The sequence below is a fragment of the Xenorhabdus sp. PB30.3 genome (assembly GCF_963895965.1).
Taxonomy (GTDB): domain Bacteria; phylum Pseudomonadota; class Gammaproteobacteria; order Enterobacterales; family Enterobacteriaceae; genus Xenorhabdus; species Xenorhabdus stockiae.
Genome location: NZ_CAWQMW010000174.1, coordinates 1 through 21,890, shown reverse-complemented (window position 1 = coordinate 21,890; position 21,890 = coordinate 1). Strand labels below are relative to the sequence as shown.

18 protein-coding genes are annotated in these 21,890 nt (G+C 41.0%); 9 read left to right on the top strand and 9 right to left on the bottom strand.

Annotated features, from left to right (window positions below; genetic code table 11):
- Positions 1-466: 466 nt before the first annotated feature.
- The 4 genes from AACX38_RS18035 (at position 467) to AACX38_RS18020 (ending at position 4,635) form a co-directional block, all read left to right on the top strand.
- Positions 467-1,438 (top strand): HlyD family secretion protein, encoded by a 972-nt coding sequence (locus tag AACX38_RS18035; protein WP_099120028.1) that lies wholly within the window; start codon positions 467-469, stop codon positions 1,436-1,438.
- Between the two features lie 12 nt (positions 1,439-1,450).
- Entirely contained in the window at positions 1,451-2,656 is a 1,206-nt protein-coding gene (locus tag AACX38_RS18030) for an ABC transporter permease (protein ID WP_099120029.1), read from the top strand.
- A gap of 18 nt (positions 2,657-2,674) precedes the next feature.
- On the top strand, positions 2,675-3,832 hold the full coding sequence (locus tag AACX38_RS18025; RefSeq protein WP_228865117.1) for an ABC transporter permease: 1,158 nt from the start codon (positions 2,675-2,677) through the stop codon (positions 3,830-3,832).
- A gap of 299 nt (positions 3,833-4,131) precedes the next feature.
- A complete protein-coding gene (locus AACX38_RS18020) occupies positions 4,132-4,635 on the top strand; it encodes a GNAT family N-acetyltransferase (RefSeq protein ID WP_099120031.1) in 504 nt (167 codons plus the stop codon).
- Positions 4,636-4,692: 57 nt separating this feature from the next.
- On the opposite strand, the gene AACX38_RS18015 is transcribed toward AACX38_RS18020, so the two are convergent.
- Positions 4,693-4,974 (bottom strand): GIY-YIG nuclease family protein, encoded by a 282-nt coding sequence (locus AACX38_RS18015; RefSeq protein ID WP_228865118.1) that lies wholly within the window; start codon positions 4,972-4,974, stop codon positions 4,693-4,695.
- 276 nt (positions 4,975-5,250) lie between these two features.
- Between AACX38_RS18015 and bhsA the strand changes: the two genes are divergently transcribed.
- Together bhsA and AACX38_RS18005 are read left to right on the top strand one after the other, a co-directional pair.
- On the top strand, positions 5,251-5,502 hold the full coding sequence (bhsA, locus tag AACX38_RS18010; protein WP_099120032.1) for a multiple stress resistance protein BhsA: 252 nt from the start codon (positions 5,251-5,253) through the stop codon (positions 5,500-5,502).
- A gap of 112 nt (positions 5,503-5,614) precedes the next feature.
- Entirely contained in the window at positions 5,615-6,046 is a 432-nt protein-coding gene (locus AACX38_RS18005) for a YhbP family protein (protein ID WP_228865116.1), read from the top strand.
- 2 nt (positions 6,047-6,048) lie between these two features.
- On the opposite strand, the gene nrdG is transcribed toward AACX38_RS18005, so the two are convergent.
- From nrdG to pyrI, 4 genes are all read right to left on the bottom strand, one after another.
- Positions 6,049-6,513, bottom strand: coding sequence for an anaerobic ribonucleoside-triphosphate reductase-activating protein (gene nrdG / locus AACX38_RS18000; protein WP_228865115.1), 465 nt, complete (start codon positions 6,511-6,513; stop codon positions 6,049-6,051).
- A gap of 4 nt (positions 6,514-6,517) precedes the next feature.
- Positions 6,518-8,560, bottom strand: coding sequence for an anaerobic ribonucleoside-triphosphate reductase (gene nrdD / locus AACX38_RS17995; protein WP_255712188.1), 2,043 nt, complete (start codon positions 8,558-8,560; stop codon positions 6,518-6,520).
- Between the two features lie 180 nt (positions 8,561-8,740).
- Complete coding sequence (gene ridA, locus AACX38_RS17990) at positions 8,741-9,127, bottom strand: 2-iminobutanoate/2-iminopropanoate deaminase (protein ID WP_086955166.1); 387 nt, start codon at positions 9,125-9,127, stop codon at positions 8,741-8,743.
- 209 nt (positions 9,128-9,336) lie between these two features.
- The gene (pyrI, locus tag AACX38_RS17985; RefSeq protein ID WP_099120035.1) at positions 9,337-9,813 is read right to left on the bottom strand and encodes an aspartate carbamoyltransferase regulatory subunit; all 477 of its coding nucleotides are present in this window, start codon (positions 9,811-9,813) and stop codon (positions 9,337-9,339) included.
- Positions 9,814-10,113: 300 nt separating this feature from the next.
- Here pyrI and AACX38_RS17980 point away from each other — a divergent pair, with 300 nt between their 5' ends.
- Together AACX38_RS17980 and AACX38_RS17975 are read left to right on the top strand one after the other, a co-directional pair.
- Positions 10,114-10,842, top strand: coding sequence for a M15 family metallopeptidase (locus AACX38_RS17980; protein ID WP_228865114.1), 729 nt, complete (start codon positions 10,114-10,116; stop codon positions 10,840-10,842).
- A gap of 41 nt (positions 10,843-10,883) precedes the next feature.
- On the top strand, positions 10,884-12,101 hold the full coding sequence (locus AACX38_RS17975; RefSeq protein ID WP_228865113.1) for a DUF819 family protein: 1,218 nt from the start codon (positions 10,884-10,886) through the stop codon (positions 12,099-12,101).
- A 21-nt stretch (positions 12,102-12,122) separates the two neighbouring features.
- Here the strand turns inward: AACX38_RS17975 and AACX38_RS17970 are convergent, their stop codons facing one another.
- Positions 12,123-12,698, bottom strand: a complete 576-nt coding sequence (locus tag AACX38_RS17970; RefSeq protein ID WP_228865112.1) for a DUF2867 domain-containing protein — start codon at positions 12,696-12,698, stop codon at positions 12,123-12,125.
- Positions 12,699-12,985: 287 nt separating this feature from the next.
- On the opposite strand from AACX38_RS17970, the gene AACX38_RS17965 reads away from it, so the two are divergent.
- The gene (locus AACX38_RS17965; RefSeq protein WP_228865111.1) at positions 12,986-15,304 is read left to right on the top strand and encodes an FdhF/YdeP family oxidoreductase; all 2,319 of its coding nucleotides are present in this window, start codon (positions 12,986-12,988) and stop codon (positions 15,302-15,304) included.
- 81 nt (positions 15,305-15,385) lie between these two features.
- Here AACX38_RS17965 and AACX38_RS17960 read toward each other — a convergent pair whose 3' ends face one another.
- The 3 genes from AACX38_RS17960 to AACX38_RS17950 all read right to left on the bottom strand — a co-directional run.
- A complete protein-coding gene (locus tag AACX38_RS17960) occupies positions 15,386-16,303 on the bottom strand; it encodes a bestrophin family protein (RefSeq protein WP_099120040.1) in 918 nt (305 codons plus the stop codon).
- Between the two features lie 173 nt (positions 16,304-16,476).
- Positions 16,477-20,094, bottom strand: a complete 3,618-nt coding sequence (locus AACX38_RS17955; RefSeq protein ID WP_228865110.1) for a trypsin-like serine protease — start codon at positions 20,092-20,094, stop codon at positions 16,477-16,479.
- Between the two features lie 22 nt (positions 20,095-20,116).
- On the bottom strand, positions 20,117-21,890 hold a 1,774-nt coding region (locus AACX38_RS17950), incomplete at its 5' end, for a hypothetical protein (protein ID WP_228865109.1).

The following is a 21,890-nucleotide window of genomic DNA, read 5'->3' as shown; positions in this document are numbered from 1 at the left end:
GGTTTTTGTTTTCATTTTCATTTTATTAAGTATTGCTACTTTGATTTATTATCGAAATGTATTTAGATGCAAAGAAAAATAAGGGCGATTCTTTTATTTATAATAAAATATTAATTGATAAGTTAATTTTAATTATAAAAAGTATTAAGTAAGGAAATTCGACTCTGAAAATTGATTAATTCTCTTCCATGCCGCCCCTAAAAATTGATTAGGTATATAATGTTATAAATGATTGAGCAAAGTATTTAACTTTTGTCAATGATGAAGCGCACGAATTTCTAAAAAGGATTTGTGAAAATAGTGTCACACTAGGCAACTAATCGTCATTCGATAAGAAACGAATCATAGAGATTAGGGGTTAAAACGACAGATTAAGACAGTGTCGTTGAATGGGTGCAGCAAACTTAATGCCGTAAATCTCCGACGAGTTTTGTTCGGGTAGTATGTTTGGAGCTTACAAAACATAATGAAGAAAAGAACACTTTTCACAATATTGCTGATTATTTTTCTGACTGCAATGGCTGTACTTTTTCGTTCACATCATCAGGATTTATTGTTACAGGGAGAGGTAGACGCTCCTGAAGTCATCATTACATCCAAAGCATCCGGACGTGTAGCCGCGCTTCACGTTAGGAGAGGTGACGATGTTAAAGCAGGGCAATTGCTGATTAGTCTTGATGGCCCTGAATTGGCTGCAAAAGTTGCCGCCGCTCAGGCAGCCCGTGATCAGGCCAAAGCAAAACTCGATTTATCCATCAGTGGTACACGGGAAGAGAATATCCGTAGTCTGGAAGCTGCATTTTTGCAGGCAGAATTTGGCTATAACAATGCAAAGCGTGAATTTGTGCGGCTGAGCAATATTTCAGTCAAAGGCTATTCATCCGCCAGTGAACTGGATAATGCCCGAAATGCCCGCGATATCGCCTATCAGAAAATGTTGGCAGCAAAAGCAGAGCTGGAAGCGGGAAAAAATGGCGATCGCATTGAACTGAGGCAACAGTATCAGGCTGCACTGAATGAAGCGGAAGAAAAATTACGGGAATTAATAATCCAGAGTAATGATTTACAGGTAACAGCACCTGTTGCTGGTGAAATCGGGCCACTTCCGGCGGAAGTCGGTCAGCTTTTTAATGCCGGTAGTCCACTGGCAACCCTCGTACGTATTCCCGAAACCTACTTCGTCTATAACCTGCGTGAAGATATTCTGGCGAAAGTACGCAAAGGTGACAAAGTTAAACTGCGTATACCGGCGCTGGATAACAAAGAGGTTGAGGCAGAAGTGCGTTATATCGCGCCAATGGGAGATTACGCGACAAAACGTGCAACCCGTGCGACAGGGGACTTCGATCTGAGAACATTTGAAGTACGTTTATACCCATCACAACCGGTTGATGGTCTGCGCCCCGGTATGAGTGCGTTATGGCTCTGGGGTCGCTAAGGTGGCAGGCTGATGAACAGAAAAGGTGGATGGTTTGGTGTTAAATGGAGCAGCTTCGGATGGAATAGTTTTAGGTGGCATGCTCATGAATGGAATATCTTTAAGCAGGCCTTTAATAAGGAACTGAAGGTTGCATCCCGTAGCCCGGTTTTTCACTGGCTGAGTTGGCTGTTTCCGTTATTGCTGTTTATCTTAATCAGTGCCACCTTTTCGGAAGGGACGCTGTTAAACCTGCCTGTTTCAGCAGTGGATAATGATCACAGTTCCTTATCACGATCGCTGATCCGTAATCTGAATGCAGCGCCCCATGCAGATATCAAAACTTATAATGGTGGTCTGGCTGAGTCATTAGAGCGTCTGGGTAGCGCAGAGGATTATGCTCTGCTCTATCTTCCCTTTGATCTTGAAAAAGATGCGCTGAGTGGGAAACAGCCAACGGTGAGGATGTATTACAATGCGCTGTTTTATGGTGCGGGTCGTTATGCGTCTGTGGATTTCAGCGGGTTGATGGCAGAAACGAATGCCAAATATCGCAGTGTCATCGCATCTGAAATTGGCCGTCAACTCCCTCCGCTTGCCAGAGCGACCATGTCTTATGACAGTCTGTTCAATGCCAGTGGCAGCTATATTTACTATCAGCAATTCGCTGCAACCATCCATTTATTACAGCTTTTTGTTGTAACCGGTACGATTTATACCATGGCGAGAGGTAAACACCTCCTGAGCGAAAAATCTTTTGTACCGGCTTTAATAGGGAAACTGGCCCCGCATACAGTCACTTTTACCCTGTTGTTGATGGTAGAAATCATGGCGCTGGTGGCATTTTCTGATGCCAAAGTCGCAGGCAACCCGCTCTATATGCCTGTGGTCGGGTTTTTCTATGTGATTGCAGCTCAAAGTATTGGCCTGTTGCTGTTTACTTTTACAAACAGTGCAATAACGGCTTATACCCTGATTGGGATGCTGGTGAGTATCGCAATGTCGTTTTCCGGTATGGTTATGCCTGAATTATCGATGGTATGGCCAGCAAGGCTTATTTCAAATCTGGAACCGTTAACCCATGCTTTAAATGCGATGTTCGATATTTTTTTACGGGAAGTGTCATTAAAAATCATCGTTTACGTTTGCATGTTACTGGCAATTTACCCTTTGGTTTGTGCCTTGCTGGTTCGCAATCGTCTGTGGAAACGGCTTAGTCAGTCTGGGGAGAGCCTATAATGCAGGGGAAGCCGGAAAATGAATAACTGGAAAATGTACTGGCAGACTTTCCGCACGGTATTGTTGTCAATGTTGGAAAAACCCATGTGGCTGATGCTAATTGTTTCTCTGTGCGTCATGAGTCTGGTTTACGTTAAACCCACATTATGGGATCTGCCCGTCGCAGTTATTGATCAGGATAATAGCCATATGAGCCGTGCGCTGATCCGTCATGTTGATGCGACAGCAAAAGTAGAAACCAAAAATTATGCCAGTCTCGCGGATGCTCGTGCTGACATGCTGCATCGGGAAATATTTGCCATTATCATTATCCCGACAGATTTCGAGAAGCGTCTTTTAGGCGGGAAAAACGTAACAGTTCCGGTTTATGGTGATGCGACTAACCGTCTGGCTAACGGAGAGATTCAACAGGATTTGATACTGGCTTACCAAAAGTTACTATCAGAATACAATACAAAATTACTTTTGAAGTCAGGGTTCAGTACAGAACAGGTGAAGGTTCTGCTACAGCCAATCAAAGGAGAAACAATCGGATTATTCAATCCGGGGGTGAGTTATGCCGCCATTGTTTTCCCCGGATTATTAGTCATGCTTTTGCAGCACTCCCTACTGATAGCCAGTGTGCGTGTCAGCATCGCTATACGTGGAACCCCCAAAGGCAAGCCCCCGCTACCTGTCTATCTGGGAGCGCTGTCCGCACTGTTGCCTATCTGGTTGTTTTTATCTGTCATCTTTTTTGTGCTATGGCCGTGGATTCTGGGATACAGGCAGGATGCACCAATTTATCAATTACTATTAATGACTTTTCCATTCCTGCTGGCGGTACTGGGGCTGGGAAAACTGGTTACAGAGTGCTTACGCAGCGTGGAAATGATTTATCTGACACTGGCATTTATTACTACACCAGTATTTTATATTTCCGGCACAACCTGGCCCATACAGGCAATGCCAGATTGGGTAAGGGTAATCTCATCCGCTTTACCATCCACATGGGCAACCAAAATTATCGCAGGGATGAACCAAATGAATATGCCTTTGCAAAGTATGCTGGGGGATATCGCGATGATCCTACTCCTAGGGGTTATCTATATGATCCTGGGGATCTTGGTTGGGATGCTACGTAATGGTGAATTACGGGAGCTGAGAGGATTTATGAAACACCTGGGAAGAAAATAATAATAATCTCGAATTATCGTTAGAGAGATAGTGAAAATATATTGATTTGGGACAGGTTCCGTGTAAAGGTTTCAGATGCTGATTTACTGCATCTCAATACCAATTTTTATGATGGATTTTTGAGATAGCATCAGGAAATATCTCAGTATTTTGGCAGAATAACAAATTCCTTTTTATGAAAAAGGAACTGGCTTGTATTAGGTTAAATCCACTCTCCATTTTGATTTATTATAGTTAGCTGAATTTATCAAAATGGAACAGAAAGAGGGCGCTGATCAGCACGATCGCGCGTTATCGTCATGTTAATCAGGGTCGAAATTCCGGTTGATGCTATGGGGATTGATCGCTTGTTGCGGGAATCCTTTGAGACATCGGCAGAAGCTGAGTTAGTCCACAAGCTAAGAGAAGATGGCTTGTTGACACTGGGTGTTGTTGCGACTGACGATGAAGGCCACGTGATTGGCTATGTTGGTTTTACACCGGTTGATGTCAATGGACAGGATCATAACTGGGTTGGGTTAGCACCATTGGCGGTGGCCGAATCGTATCGTCGTCAGGGGATTGGCGAGAAGCTGGTATATGAAGGCTTGGACAGCCTGAATGAATTCGGCTATGGGGCAGTTGTTGTACTTGGTGAGCCTGAATATTATCAGAGATTTGGTTTCAGGCTTGCTGAAGAGTATCAACTACATTGCCAGTGGCCTGGTTGTGAACGATATTTTCAGGTTTACACACTAGCAGATGTCTCGCTGGATGATTGCCATGGTCTGGTCACGTATTCCCGTCATTTTGCTGACGTATGACATGTTACCGGTATTCTTATGGCAACACGTAAGTTAACAAAACTCAGTTAACAGAACCTATGATAGGTAGGTAACTATACAGACAGGCTGGGCAGTCACCAGCCTTTCTTTTTGCTGCTTACTCAGTTGTTTTACCCGATATTCCAGTCTCAAAGCCGTACTCCTGTCCGGCACTGCGCTATGATAGACCAACGTTAATGGCCCTTTTCCTTTCAGCGCTTTTGCTCCTTTTCCGGCTGTATGCTGAGCCAGACGGCGAGAAACATCTGTCGTAATTCCAGTATATAATGAACCATTCCGCATTTTTATCAGGTAAAGATACCAATCAGATTCTTTAATATTCATTACTTTTCTTAAGTTATTTCCAATGTATTAATAACAATAAAGATTAATGCATTTATTGGCTATCATCCTAATGACTACATTTCTACAATTATAACTTATGGATTATATTAAATTATATGTCTATTCACCGTAGGTTAGCATTTTTTCAATTCAAAATTATTGAATAAGAATAGCAGTAATTGCTAATTATCATTTTTCTGATAAGCGTATAAATTGATCCGCATCACAAAGGGTAACTCCTATATTTACAAGTAGTCAGAGGATTTAAAGATGAAAAACGTGAAATTTATTGCTGCCGTGTTGTCATTAAGTGCTATTTCATTTGGTTCATTTGCAGCAACCGAAGTTAAAAGTGCTGATGGAGAGAAGATTGGTGTGGTTTCTGTAGCAGGAGCGGAAACGCTGGATAGTCTGACTGAGGCATTATCCAAAAAAGCTGATAAAGCTGGAGCCCAATCTTTCCGTATTATTTCTGCAACCGGCAAAAATAAATTGTATGGTGTTGCTGAAATCTATAAATAACTTATAGTTATCCCAGACTATACTTATTTATTAGATAAATATCAGAACACGTAACTGGAAGCTATCCAGCGTGTTCTGATTAAAAGGCAGAAATATAACGGTATATAAACAGATGGAATCGGATAAAAAAAAATTAATAATATGTCAGTATCTTGCTAATCAACATGTCTTCACACTTTGTACTTCTTCATCTCAGGATCTCTGGTGTGCCAGTTGTTTCTATCTCTTTGACGCTGAAAAAATGGTTCTTTGGTTTATGACTGAAGCTGACACGCGTCACGGTAAAATAATGCAGGAAAATGCCATCGTGGCGGGAACGATTGCAGAGCAAACGCACAATATTTCCCAGATCAAAGGTATTCAGTTTCGTGGTGAGGTTGTTGCGCTGACAGGTAAAGATGAAACTGTTGCCAGAGCCGCTTATTGCCACCAGTTTCCTGTTGCGATAACGGCAAAAACACCTATCTGGCAATTGAACCTGAATGAGATCAAAATGGTGGATAATTCGCTTGGTTTTGGCAAAAAATTGTACTGGCAGCGTTAATATCAGCGCAGATAGTGAATCACCTGATTACGGCTGCCCCGCCAGATCAGCATCGGATCCTGTTGTTCCTGTTCAAATTTCCCGTCAACTAACACATTAATATGGCTGACAATCTCCTGCTGAAGTTCACTTAATTCGTCGAGAACATAGCCTGTCCATAGCCAGATATCTTTATCCGGACACTCTTTTTTGACTCGTTTGACCAGCCTGAGAATTGCTGCTGTGTTATCGGGATGAAGCGGATCGCCACCGGATAATGATAGCCCTTGTCGCCTGATACGATAATCATTCAGATCAGCAATGAGCTGATTTTCAACTGCCAGAGTGAAAGGATGACCAGAATCAGTCCGCCAGGTCGTCTGGTTATAGCAGCCACGACACCGATGGGAGCAACCCGCGACAAACAGAGTGCAGCGGGTTCCGGGGCCGTTGACCACATCGACTGGATAATATTGATGATAATTCATGATATTAGCCAATATGCCCATGATTGAGATGTTTAATGCGGCGTTTTACCTCTTCCTGTTTACCCGTATTAAATGGGCGGGCATCAGGACTGCCAAGATATCCGCAAACCCGTCTTATCACGGAAACCTCGGCTGAATCATGATTACCACAAGCAGGGCAGGTAAAGCCTTTACTGGCACAGGAAAACTCTCCGGTAAAACCGCATTGATAGCATTCATCAATCGGGGTATTGGTTCCATAATAAGGAACACGGGAATAACTGTAATCCCATACATCTTCCAGTGCCTTTAAATTATGTTGTAGGTTGGGATATTCGCCGTAGCAGATAAAACCGCCATTCGCCAACGGAGGGTATGGTGCTTCAAAATCCAGTTTATCGTAAGGATTGACCTTCTTCTCTACATCCAAATGGAAGCTGTTTGTGTAATAGCCTTTATCTGTAACTCCGCTGATTACGCCGAACTCAGCGACATCAAGACGACAAAAACGGTCACATAAACTCTCGCTCGGCGTACTGTATAAGCTGAAGCCATAGCCGGTTTGCTGTTTCCATTCATCGGTAGCTTTACGCAGATGTTTAACGATAGCGAGTGCTTTTTGCCGGCGCTGTTCATTATCAAATAGATGAGTATGGTTACCATATAACGCATTAATCGTTTCATGGATACCGATATACCCTAACGAAATAGAAGCCCGCCCATGTTTGAAGATTTCGGCAACATTGTCATCTTCTTTTAGTCTTACGCCACAGGCTCCTTCCATATAAAGAATAGGGGCAACCCGTGCTTTGGTACTTTCCAGTCGCTCAATGCGCGTCATTAGTGCTTTTCTGGCAACCAGCAAGCGTTGATCTAATAACTGCCAGAAACGCATTTCATTACCTTTTGCTTCAATGGCAATACGGGGAAGATTCAGGCTGATAACTCCCAGGTTATTGCGCCCGGCATGAATTTTCTGCCCATTCTTTTCATAAACGCCCAGAAAACTTCGGCAACCCATCGGAGTTTTGAATGATCCGGTGACTTTAATCACCTGATCGTAATTAAGAATATCGGGATACATACGCTTGCTGGCACATTCCAGCGCCAATAATTTAATGTCATAGTTGGGATCGCCAAACCGGTGATTCAGCCCATCACGAATGGCAAAAACCAGTTTCGGGAATACTGCCGTTTTGCGGTTTTTACCCAGACCAGCGAGGCGATTACGTAAAATAGCCGTCTGAATTAAACGGGATTCTTCTGATGTTCCCAGCCCAAACCCGAATGTTACAAACGGCGTTTGCCCATTGGCGGTATGCAGCGTATTCACTTCATATTCCAGAGACTGGAACGCGTCGTAACATTCCTTTTCCGTGCGGGATTCTGCGTAAGCTTTCTTATCTGCGATTTGCCACTCTTCAGCAATAATCAGGTGCTTGTGATAGCTGGCTTTAACAAAGGGCGCAAGCACTTCATCAATGCGGTCAATGGTTGTACCGCCATAAATATGACTGGCGACCTGAGCAATAATTTGGGCTGTGACGGCAGTCGCTGTGGAGATCGACTTTGGCGGCTCAATTTCAGCATTTCCCATCTTAAAGCCGTGGGTCAGCATCCCTTCTAAATCGACTAACATGCAGTTAAACATCGGGAAAAATGGCGCATAATCCAGATCATGGTAGTGAATTTCGCCTTTCTCATGTGCCAGAACGACATCACTCGGCAGCATATGCTGTTTGGCATACTGTCGGGCAACGATCCCCGCCAGCAAATCACGCTGAGTAGGGATCACTCTGGCATCTTTATTCGCATTTTCATTGAGTAAAGGAAAATCACTTTGCTCGATCAGTCCGCGTATTTCCTGATCCAGACGATCATGCCATCCGTGGAGAGTATTTTCCTCGATGTTAACCAGATGGTCATTACGCTGCATCACAACCGTTTTCACAATAGGGTTCCTCAGTATGTTATCCACCAGATAAATCGTAACGACTATTGCAGTGCCTATCACAACGACAGTTGCATAATGGCTAGTTTTTAACTTTGTGTGGATAACTTTGTGCATAAGCACTATATGTAGTGATTATTTTATATTTAAGCACAATATGTGGAATTTTGAAGCGAATATACCGCTCAATAAATTGATCTGAGACAAAGAAAGGGAAAGTTGTTCCACAAAGAGATATAGACAAAAAAGAGCAACCAACCCCAATATTGAGCCTATCAGGGTTGATAACGCTATGAATTAGCTACGTACTGCAATCGCTTCGATTTCGATTTTTACATCTTTTGGCAGACGAGCAACTTCAACACATGAACGAGCAGGGAATGGCGCGTTATGTTCAGTGAAGAACGCTTCATAAGCGGCATTCACAACAGTGAAGTCATTCAGGTCTTTAACAAACACAGTCGTTTTCACAATATTGGCAACTTTCAGGCCAGACTGCTCAATGATAGCTTTGACGTTTTCCAGTGACTGGCGAGTTTGTGCAGTAATATCTTCAGAAACAGCCCCTGTTTTTGGATCAACAGGGATTTGGCCGGAAGTAATAACCATGCTGCCCAGATCAACACCCTGAACATAAGGGCCGATTGCGGCTGGTGCATTTTCGGTATGAATGGAACGTGACATTAGGAACTCCTGTTTAACGTCAGAATTAAAGATACCCGTCGTCTTTCAAGTTGCCTCTTTGTTGGCTGCACTCGCGCATCCCAGTCGCATAGTTATCTATGCTCAGGGGATTTTCTCCTTTGCCGCCGCGATACAACTCGAAATCCATAGGGTATATGTTGAGAAGGCTTTATTATAGTGTCACTCGGCCCGGCATCAACTGCGGGATCTTAATCGTTGTTGATAACAGCCTGACGATCAAACTCTTTCTCACAGTACTTGCAGCGAACGATAACATCATTTGCCGTTTCCATGACATGGAAGCTGCTTTCTACAGGCTCATTATGGCTGATACAGTTACCATTAGGGCAGACAAGGATACTGTCAATCTGTTCTGGCAGGTTGATTGGCATTTTCTTCACGACAACATAATTTTCAATGTTATTGACGGTTGCATGTGGGGCATACATAGCGAGCTGGTTTGCCTGCTGGGCTGTCAGGAAGGTATTTTCGAGTTTGATCAGATCTTTCTTCCCTAAGTGATTGGAAGGCAAATTCAGGCCAATAGTAATACGCTGATCAGTTTCTGTGAGTTTGAAGAGAGACAATAATTTAAAACCGACCTGAGCCGGAATATGGTCGATAACTGTGCCACATTTAATGGCTTCTACTTGCAGCTGATGGTCTTGTGGATGCTCTTGAGTCATGTTGTGTTGTGAATACCGTCTGGTATTCTTCCTCCGGATATTAGGGGATGTCTACACATATTTTGTCATATAAGATTTGGCATTGCATCTTGTGTAACCGACACAATTTTAAATGGTATTTAACCTGTTCAACAGAAAGAAAATTAAAATTTGATAGCTTTTGACTTTGTTGCTAGTCTGTAAATATCTTGTTATTTTAAAATAAATAAAATTAATGATTAAAGTCTCTTTTATTTAAATAATTAATAAAGATTATTAAAATATAACTAAGTGAAAACATAAAAGAATATGAAGGTTAATATGCTGCATTCTTTTACTGAGCGGAAAATTGGTACAAAAAAGCTTTTTGACTGGGAAACCATTAATAAAATATCTATTAATGAATGTCATGAGCCTTTAGAAGTTATTTATGAAACAGATAAAATAAAACTGAAACCGGTTTATTTTCTTACTGGTGTCAATGGCGCTGTTGAATATTGTGCAGTAAGAAAAAGTGTGGCTGAAAAATTAATACAGGCCTCCCAATTATTGCCTGCTCATTTAGGGCTTTTAGTTTTGGATGGGTGGCGTTCACGAGAAACTCAGCTTGCATTGCAGGAGAAAACACGGGCTACCATTGCGCAGCAGTACAGCTACTTATCCATTGAAGAACAAAAAGAATTGCTGGAGCAGTTTGTGGCACCCGCCCCGACTGAGCAAAATCCGGTTAGTCCTCATCTGACAGGGGGTTCAGTGGATGTGACGCTGTTTGATATTGCCTCCGGTGAGGCATTGTTTATGGGCACAGAATTTGATGAAGTGGATGATCTGTCTTACACCGCAGCCTTAGAACAAGCATCGGATACAAACATGCCGGCAGTATTATACCGTCGGATACTGCATCACGTTATGCTTCAGGCTGGCTTTACTAACCTGCCGACTGAGTGGTGGCATTACGATTATGGTAATGCTTTATGGGCATTCTATAAAAATGATCAGGCTGTTTATGGTGCAGTGGAAGGCATCAGAGAATCAGGCAGCACAATATAGAATATTATCGGCCTGAACAGAATAAGAGGTTAAATTATATAATGAAAAATACCTTAATTGACGCTGATAATTCATTAATGCTGTGGGCTTTTATTATGATTGCGGTAGCAGCTGCAATTATGCTGGAGCAGAAATATAAATGGGCCACTAAAATACCGGGCGCTGTTATTGCTCTGGTCATCGCTATTTTTGCTTCTAACTTACATATTATTCCGACTGAAGCACCCGCTTATGATGTTGTCTGGGAATATATCGTCCCTTTAGCAATTCCGTTGCTGTTATTTAAAACCAATTTACATAATCTGATTACCGGCAGCTGGCGGTTATTGATATTATTTTTGATTTCCTCTGTCGCGACGATGATTGGCACAGTGATCGCGTTTCATTTACTCAGGGGTTATATCCCTGAGCTGGATAAAATCAGTGGGATGATGTCTGCATCTTATACGGGGGGTGGGGTTAACTTTGCCGCAATGGCAGCCAAATTAGCACCATCTGAAAGTATGACGGCATCCGCTATTGTTGCTGACCATATGATGATGGCTGCTTATTTTATTATCCTGATGGTTATATCTGGCTGGTCAGTGGCAAGGAAATTCTGGGGAAGCCCTTATTCTGATGCGATTGACAATAATCCAGAACTGGATAAATCGCGGACTTTAGCTGCTGCTTACTGGAAACCGAAAAATATTGCTCTGAAAGATATCGCCTTGGCACTGGCATGGTCAATTTTTATTGTCGCGCTGTCATTCCATCTTTCATCATGGTTAAAGGCGCTGTTCGGGCAGCCTGCCAGCATCTATCAGGAACTTATTTTCAGTTTAATATCAGATAAATACCTGCTTCTTACTACAGTGACATTTATTCTGGTATCGATATTCAAAAAAACCTTCAGCAATCTTAATGGTACGCAGGAATTAGGCACTTACGCTATTTATATGTTTTTTGTTGTTATCGGCATACCGGCATCTGTCCACGCTATAATCAGCAATGCGCCATTGCTGTTTGTCTTTGTTTTTATTATTGCCATGATTAACTTGTTGATTACTTTCTCAGCAGGGAAAGTATTTAAATTTAGTCTGGAAGAAAATATTCTTGCCTGTAATGCCAATATTGGCGGGCCAACCACAGCGGCAGCAATGGCAATCAGCCGTGGCTGGAATTCTCTGGTCGGGCCGATTATGGTCATTGGTACAGTTGGTTATGTTATTGGTAATTATGTCGGCACGTTTGTTTACTTTGTGGTGGAGAATATGTGATAACCGATTAAATTCAGCCTGTCAGGGAAGTGTCATCTTCCTGAGCATGCTGTTTACAATAATACTGTGTGCAAGAGAGACCGGGATCATATACATTTTCCCAAAAAAATTATGGGTAATAACGGATGCTGTGACAGTGACTTTATCGCCTTTTCCCTGATTATCACTTGATAAAACATTCAGGGAGACTAAAACGGTTAAGTGTATATCTTCTGATAGCAGGCATAATTCATTATCACTGATACGGATAATCTTAAAAAAATCAATAGAGCTTCCTTCCTGTACGTTTTTTTCTAAATGCCCGCCAGAGAACCCATTGATTTTTTCAACACCTGCGAGACTAGATATTTTATCTCTTATTGCAAAAGACAAACGTATCCATAATGGCGTTCTCTTTGTCATTTCATTATAAACAGTCAAAGCAGTGGTTTTATTTTTAATAAAAGTATTTTGCTGGCTGTAATAGTCTAATTTATCTTTTTTATTTAAAAGCAAAAAACCAAACTCATCACGATAGTACATATGACACCACGCTATTATCTTTCCCAAATGTTCGGCTTGTTCGTTATTTTGCAGTAGATATCTTTTGTCTTTCAAGTTGTCTCTTTGAGAAAGTATAAAAAGCGCTCACAATTGAAGAAAAAATGAACAATACTTTACTTTGCTAACGTCTTATCATTGTATTTATTTTAACCAGATCAAATATGCTATCTGACAATGTGATATTCGTCACGTTGTAGGTCACAGTATCAACAGGAAGATAATTCGGTTTTCTCGTTGTATAAGAACGGAATAAGTATCACAATAAATCTGTTCGGCGTTCCTGATTCATCTGCCAATCCGTGGCCAATTCTTTGACCACCAGGTTAAAAATAGAGATTGTTATGAAATTCAAATCAAAAATAAAACCCTATCACGCCGCAGCGGGAGGTTGGGGGTCATTGGAGGCAACAACACGTTTTGTCTTTGATAGTAAACAAGTATTAAAGAACATGGTTAATCTGATGCGCATGAACAAACCCAGAGGCTTTGATTGCCCGGGATGTGCATGGGGTGATGATAACAAAAGCCTTTTCAGCTTTTGTGAAAATGGCGCGAAAGCAGTTACCTGGGAAGCCACCCGGCGTTATGTAGACCGGGAGTTTTTTGCCACACATAGTGTTAGCAAACTCTACGAACAAAGTGATTACTTTCTGGAATATCAAGGGCGCGTTATTGAACCGGTGCGCTATAACCATGAGACAGATCACTATGAGCCTATTAGCTGGGAGCAGGCTTTTTCTTTGATCGCCAGACACATTAATGGGATGGAAAACCCGAACCAGCTGGAACTGTATACTTCCGGTCGGGCCAGTAATGAAGCCTCATGGTTGTATCAGCTATTTGGCCGGGTACTGGGGACTAATAACTTTCCTGATTGCTCAAATATGTGTCATGAAGCCAGCGGTTACGGGCTGCTGAAAAGTCTGGGAGTGGGTAAAGGAACAATTCGTCTGAATGATTTTGATCATGCAGATGCCATTTTTGTCTTTGGACAGAATCCCGGAACAAATCACCCACGTATGCTGCATAGCCTGCGGCACGCGGCAGAACACGGAGCCAGAATTGTCACCTTCAATACATTACGTGAACGCGGCCTAGAGCGCTTTGCTGATCCACAAAAACCCCTCGAAGTTGTTACTCCAATGGCAGGTAATATCAGTCATCGTTATTATCAGCCTAAATTAGGCGGAGATATGGCTGCTGTGCGGGGGATGGTCAAAGCGTTGCTGGAAGTTCATAACTCTCGTATAGCTGCCGGAGCCGCAGGTATTTTTGCTCAAGACTTTATTTCGGCTCATACCGAAGGTGTGGAGGCTTATTTACAGGAAGTGGCTGCTACTGAATGGTCATTTATAGAGGAACAATCAGGTCTGACGCAGCAACAGCTACGAGAGGCAGCGGATATTTATCTGCATGCTGAACGTGTGATTTGCACCTGGGCAATGGGGATTACTCAGCATAAACACTCTATTGATACAGTCCGTGAGATTACAAACCTGCAATTACTGTTTGGTCAGTTAGGTAAACCCGGTGCTGGTGTATGCCCGGTGCGTGGTCACAGTAACGTACAGGGAAACCGGACGATGGGGATTAATGAGCAACCGTCTCAGACTTTCCTTGATAGTCTGGCAAATCACTTTGGTTTTGAACCTCCCCGTGCTCATGGTCATAATGTGGTGCAAGCGCTGGAGGCAATGTTACGTGATGAAGTGAAGGTACTGATTGCGCTGGGGGGAAATCTCGCTGCTGCTGCGCCTGACAGCCCACGTACAGAGGAAGCACTCCGGCATTGCGATTTGACTGTTCATATCAGTACGAAATTAAATCGCAGTCATCTTGTTACCGGTAAAAAAGATGCTCTTATCCTACCGGCACTGGGGCGTACAGAACAGGATATTCAGCTTAGTGGTGCGCAGTTTGTTACGGTAGAAGATTCTTTCAGCATGGTGCATGCTTCTGAAGGGATAAACAAACCACTATCTGATACACAGCGTTCTGAAACTGCGATTGTTGCGGGCATTGCTGGTGCGGTCTTAGGCAACACCCCAACAATTAACTGGCTGGAATTAGCCGGAGATTACAACAAAATCCGTGATCACATTAGCGCAACTATTCCCGGTTTTGCTGACTTTAATAAAAAATGTGAACATCCGGGCGGTTTTTATCTCGGTAATGCGGCGGCAGAGCTGCGTTTTCAGACCCCGAGTAAAAAAGCTGAATTTAGCCATGCACCATTGCCAGACACACTGTTTCCCCAAATTGATGGAGAAGAAGTTCCCTTTGCTTTGCAAACCTTGCGCTCCCATGATCAATACAACACAACCATCTATGGTTTAGACGACCGCTATCGTGGCGTTTATGGTCAACGGGAAGTTTTGTTTATGAACCCGGAAGATATTGCTCAGTCGGGCTATCAGGAGGGCGATCTGGTTGATATCGAGACTATCTGGCATGACGGTATTGAGCGTAAAGTATGTGGATTTAAATTAGTTTCCTACACTATTCCGCGCGGTAATCTTGCCGCTTATTACCCTGAAACCAATCCGTTAGTACCGATGGACAGCTTTGGTTATGGTACAGGTACACCCACATCCAAATCTGTTCCGGTGAAGTTATCGCTGACCGCATTGAAGGATTCAGAATCTCAGCGCCTCATATAATCATTGATTCAGGCTCGTTTTTTAGGAAAGACATTAAAACCGAGCCTGCTGTTCGGCCTTTAATCAAATGAAGATGAATAATCAGAGTAAATTGAATTTTTCATTAGGTTGCAATAAAGCCGGTAATGGCGTCTGGTCATTCATTTCCATCAGATGGCGTTCAATGACGGTACAAATTGCATTGAGGGGTAAATCATTAGGTGAAGTTCCGAATGGATCTTCTAACTCTTCAGCCAGCGCATCCCATGATAAGAAAGCATAAGAAATAAACACTGAAACAAACGGTGTCATATAGTGTAAATCGGTAACCAGAGCAAAAGGCAGCAGGGTACAGAAGAGATAAACCGTTCGCTGGAGTATCAGCGTGTAGGCGAAAGGCACGGGAGTACTGGCGATACGCTCGCAGCCACCCAGAATATGGGAAAGCTCATTGAGGTTCTTATCCATCATTTCATAGGTAATATCACTTAATAACCCCCCTTTCCTCCATTCACCGAGGAGAAGACTCATTTTCAGTAATAACCGATTAGTTGGCATCGGACTGCGAATAATTTCAGCATATATTTCTGTGGGCAGAAGGCGATATAAATCTTCTTTTGGATCTGTGCCACGTAACTGATGTTTTAAACTCCAGCTAAACGCGATAAGCAAAACAGAAAATTGTTGATGTAACTGAGTTTCATCTGGCTGGATACTCTTAATCTGGCGTAACAACGAGCGCTGAGTAACCAATAACGATCCCCAAAGTGCTCTGGCCTCGACAAAACGGCTGTAGCTGGTGTTATTGCGAAAACCGAGAAAAATGGCGATAGCGATCCCCAGCAGGCTAAACGGGGCGACGGTCAAATGAATACCAAGGTGTTCATACCACTGATAACTCACAACTGCGATGATAGACATGAGTATATTCAGCATTAAACGGAAGGTAATTTTTGATAAAACTGAGCCATGCCAGTCAAATAGACGAAAGAACCAGTGTTGGTTAGGACGGATGATCATGGTGAATACAAACTTTTATAATTATTAACTAACTAAATAAGACCATCCTAATACTATTGTAATTACAGCTCCAGAATTTCACATTTTTTCTTAGTCTGAGGTTAAAAAAACGCCTCCTATCAGGAGGCGCTATGCCGTAGTTCATTGTGTTCAAATCTCCTTAGATAGGAGGCTTAATATTTAGAATGGTGGTTAAAATGTAAGTAGATTAATGAAGAAGCGCCATTCGCTGGCTGGATTTTATAGGATACCTGTGCCGTAGAGTGCAGTTCATGGCTGATAAACTGTTCGGCCGATACCGTGAATTTTCCCTTCCCGAATAGGTAAGGCCCGCAGGACCATTTGCCGGATGCAGTAACGGTGGTATCACACGCTTTATTATTACCGTTTTTGCCTATATGTATGTGGGCGCCGGGTTCGCCTATTCCGGCAATGTCAAAAGGTTTCCGGTGGAATTTAGCATTCTGTTTAGGCGCTGTGATACTGATTCGGGTTTGGGTGATCTCATATTGGCGTGAAACTTCCGAAGTTCTTTTATAATGGGTTGTGGGCAGATCTTTTGAGTGGAGTTCTTGATATTGGGCTGCATAAAGGGAGAATATCCCTGCCTGTTTTGCTGTCATGACTGGGTTATTTGGGCATACCCATTTACCGTTGGTATCCACTTTGGTCTGACAAATCAGTGTGCCAGATGAAGGCGGCAGGACGGTTTCTTTTGGCGGTAGAAACAATTTTGAACTGGCAATAAGGATCAGTTGTCCGGGAGTACCTTCTCCTTGAATTGATATACCGTTGTTTATCCGGTAGTGAGCGTTTTTTTGCGGCTCGGTAATCCGCATTGGCATGGTAAAGTGCCATTCGATAGGTGCACCAATTTTCTTCCCATCCTTGGTTTCCTGTATCACTAATTTATAGGCTTCTCCTCCGTGTAATTTGCTTGTGTCAATGTTTAACCCCCAATGAGGAATAGTAAGGCCTGCTATGGTAGAAACGGCACCTAAAACAGCACCAGAAGCAGCTCCGGCCAGATCGAAGACAAGCCCAGCGGCAGCTCCCGCTGCTGTTGCTGCTGCACTGAATAAACCGAACAGGCTTATTAACCCGCCGTCCGGATCAATCGGTGGAGAATTGGCGGGATTATCAATTTCAGGTTCGTCCTCCTCCGGCTCTTTTTCTTCCACAGTCACCACTTCCGTCTTAGTAGCAACTACTTTGTTGTCTTTCATTAATTCGGCGGTCAGTTCATATGTGCCTTCGGTGAAAATGACGGGTGTCCGACATCCCCAGTCACCATTATCACTGACGACAGCATTCTCACAAATTGTGTCCGGGAAGGTGTCTGCCGTATCTCCCCCTGATGCTCCCCGAGAAAGGGTTAATTTACGTTTTCTGACGTTAACTGTTTCACCGGGAATACTGGCAGTTCCTGATACCGTCGTAACGGTATCTGAGGTGTTTGCCGGGTTTGTAATGTCAACGTCAAGGGGTCCGATTTCAAAATATGCTTTTGGTAAGCCACCGTTCCAAATATGAGGCTCAATATTGAGTCCTTGAGGTATAATCCTGTCCATTATCTCAATATAATAAACCCCGTCTTTCAATTCAGAAGGAAGCGATAAACTCCAGTTTGGAAAATCATGTCTTTTTCCATAATCACTATATTTTATTGGTATTTCGGAAAAATATTTACCATTTTCCAATGGAATTTTTACGTAGATATCCTTATCCTTATCATCTCTATTGCATTGAGGGGAATTTGAAGGTGACTGACTGCTTTTTTTCATGCAGATAGAATATTCTGAAGGTAAAAGTATATCATCATTTGAGAGAGTATAACGTTGATCATCACCACCAAAACCAGTGAATTTTTTATTTTGTATATCAATAGGTGAGATTTTTGTTGGTGATTCCATCGGATATTCTTTATTAAAAGAAGGCATAAGATATCCGCCTTCATATTCGAAAGAATGACTATACCATAACTTTGGATCACTCGGGTCAACGTTCTCCAGTTTTTGTATTGCACTGATATCTAAAAACGGGTTTTTTCCTGAATTAAAATCTTTTTTTGATGCAAATAAATTTCTTAAATGAAAATTATCTTTAACTCGAGGATTATTTTTACAATTTGAATTTTTACCATCAAAAATACAAACTAGTTTTGCATTATTAGCATAATACACGTTATATTCTAATATTTTTCTATATATGTTTCCTTTTCTATTTTTGTTTGGCTCAACATTTAAAGTGGAATAATCTTCTGGTTTTAAACTGATGCTGACTTGATCTTTTATTTCTTTACGCTTGGATTTTTTGGGTTTTTTGTATTCTTGTTCTGCATTTATATTATAGTTATCATCTTTACCTGAATTTTCAAGATTAATATCAGTATTTATACTGCATGACCATAGTCCATTCTCACCTGTTTTTATCAATTCGTTATTATTTAACCCAGCGCATAATTTATCCTGTGTATAAACTTCATCACCATACTTAGGGTTAGCGATTAATTTCAATATTATTTCAGAACCAGGGGCGGCGTATCCACGTATGGTAAAGTTTTTGGTTAGAACTATTGATTTATCTGATGGGTAAATAATACTAATCTCTTGCTCTGCATTTGGTATTGTTGCTGTTATGGTATCACTCTCCCATGATGCATCACCTTTATTGAACTCTTCAGCTGTAATAGTAATTACATATTCCTTTCCTTCACTAACTGTTTCAGTGAAATAAGTATCATATGGGATATCACATTTCCATGTCCCATTTTTGTCTACCGGACATTTAGTATTTTCTTCATCTTTGTGATCAATGGAGTAACGAAGATTGATCTCAGAAGATGGACGACCAAATCCCTCTACAGGTATGCTTTTTCTCCTTCTACTTAATTTCTCACCCCAATCCGGATTGTCGATCCATATTTTTTTCATGTTTTGAGAAAACCAACTTCCTAGATTTCTTTTGCCAATAAAATTGTTATCAAGATATTTTCCTGTAACATCTGAAGCGAAAAAAAATGGACGAGATTTATTGCTATCTTTAAGAGTAGTTCTTCCTGTGGATGCAACACCGATGATTGTATCATGCCAAATAATCGGGCCGCCAGAGTCTCCAGGTTGTATAACTCCTGGCTTTAAATCTTTATTTTCTTTTATAAGAAGCCCATGATTTAGTTCATAATCTATGGCATAAGTGACAATATTAACATCAGCTCTCCGCTGTTTTTTTTCAGTATTTTTTATCTGATTTCCTGTTTTTGGATCAATTCCCAAACGACCATAGCCATAGACAGAAGCGTTATAATAATTTTTGTCTATTTTTTCATAAGCTTCATCATAGTCAAAGAAACGACGAACATGGCCATAATTATTTAAAGTAGTAGGCTTATCTAATTTTATTATTGCAAACTCTGCAAACTCTGCGAACTTACCTTCGCTATCAGAGTATGGAACAAAATTTTGATATGATGCAGTACCAATTACTTTTTTTTTATAATTTACAATCGAATATGTTTTAATGATTTTAGAGTCACCCTGGCAATGTGCTGCTGTTAAAACATAGCTTGGAGAGATCAACGAACCACTACATGAAGTAATATGTTTTCCTGATTCATTTTCAAGACGGATATTTACAACCCAAGGTTTGCATTTGCTATCTTTACTATCAATACAGCTTTCCTCTCCTCCCGCAATTGTTTCTATTGGGTGGGGGGGCAATACAGTACCTGAAAATACATTTATACTGTAAGATAATAATGAGAGGATAAAAAATACTTTAAATATAATCATAACAGCCTCCTGAATGGGGAGATTAATTGTTTTTTTCAATACAGGTCATATGGTCATTACCTCCAGTACATTCCAGTGTTTTATCTTTCCTTGCTGGATAATTTTCATTATCAGATGTTTCATGGATAGTAAAAAGATACACCCCTCGTTTAGCATAATATTCATTGTCTGAACGCCAATTTCCTTTTTCATCAGGAATTATTTCTTCCGATTTTACACCATCATAAAATATTATTTTAGGGTGGAGAGTTTCTTTGAAATCACTGGTTTGTTTATCATTATTAGGCAGGGAGGTTCCATAAAAATAGATAAATACATTATCGATGATGCCATATTTTACAGAGAAATCTTTTGATTTCAGTATAGTGACTTCGTCATTGCTATTTTTAATGGGAACATTTGGTGTTCCTGTATTTTTAGCTTTAATTTTTATAAAACCGGCAGGGGCATCACTAATTTTGGTTTGCCAGTTATTTCCAATACGAGAAAGAATGGGGAGTGCATGCTCACCATTTGAATAGTAGCTTGCAATTACATCAAGAGGTGTTTTTTCTGTTACTTTCCCTTCAATGACAATCTGTTTAGGATTGTCGTCTGTTGAAGTAATAAATTCATGTATAACAGGTTTTGTGATTTTTACCGGACAACGTGCTACTCCAAATTTAATTTCTTTTTTTCCGGGGAGATTATTTTCTTCTTTCCTATTCTGGTTAAAAAGCACAGATGCTTTATAGTAATTAAAACATTTTGCGGTTAAACCTTTAAGGCTCCATGTGCCGGAATTAATATCAACATCAGGTGTATATTCTTTCGTTGGTTCAGAGGGATGAGTGTAATCAGGATCATCAAAACTAGAAATTGATACTTTAATTTTTTTAACATCATTTGGAACTTTAGTATTAATTAAACCGGATATGTCATATTTTCCATCAGGTATAATTTGAGAATCCTTCATTGACGTTATGGTTGCCCCACAAGGTGGCCCTTTAATAGTAATTTCTGAATTATCAATACCCTCAATACTAATTTTTCTGGGAACCAGTTCGCAGTTTATCCAAACTTTTTCCCGCCATTGATCTATTTTTCCTTCTATAAGTTTAACTTTATATTTATTTTGGTCAAAATTAGTGACAAGATAAGGTAACGATTCATCTTTCATAAGGCCCTGTCCCATAATAGTGATATAATTATTTTGGGCTTGCTCTTGCGGATCAGTGGAAGTAATTTTTGGTGGTGTGAAAACATAATCATCCTTGATATCTATACTCATACTATAGCCATCCTCAACCAAAATCCCATGATTTAAACAGTCATAGTATTTTTTGCAAGTAGCGCTGATTTCAAGATTACAATAGCCTATTGTATTAACCGAACTAAGCCATGGTCCCCAAAATGATTCTGAATATATTAATAATTGGAAATCACATGTTTTATATGGTTGAAAGTTATGATAGGTAGTTGCAGTCCATTCCACGAATTTATTTTCACTATGGCAGCTGAATATTGTATTGTAATCTACGATGTTTTCACTATAACTTTGTCCACTTTTCAAATTGATATATTCAGATCCATGATCTTTCATGCATTTATCATTAGTCATATGAATTTTTAACTCACCATATTTACTACTGTTTTTAAAGGTTAAGTTATATCTTGATGAAAAAATGTTTGTATTTTTTTTTGAATTTCTATTCTCGTAATTTGGAATGAAAGAATGGTTTGTTAAGTTATTTGCATAGCCTCTACTAAGACAGGGAAATAATATGGATAGTGTTATTATATATAAGTTTAATTTA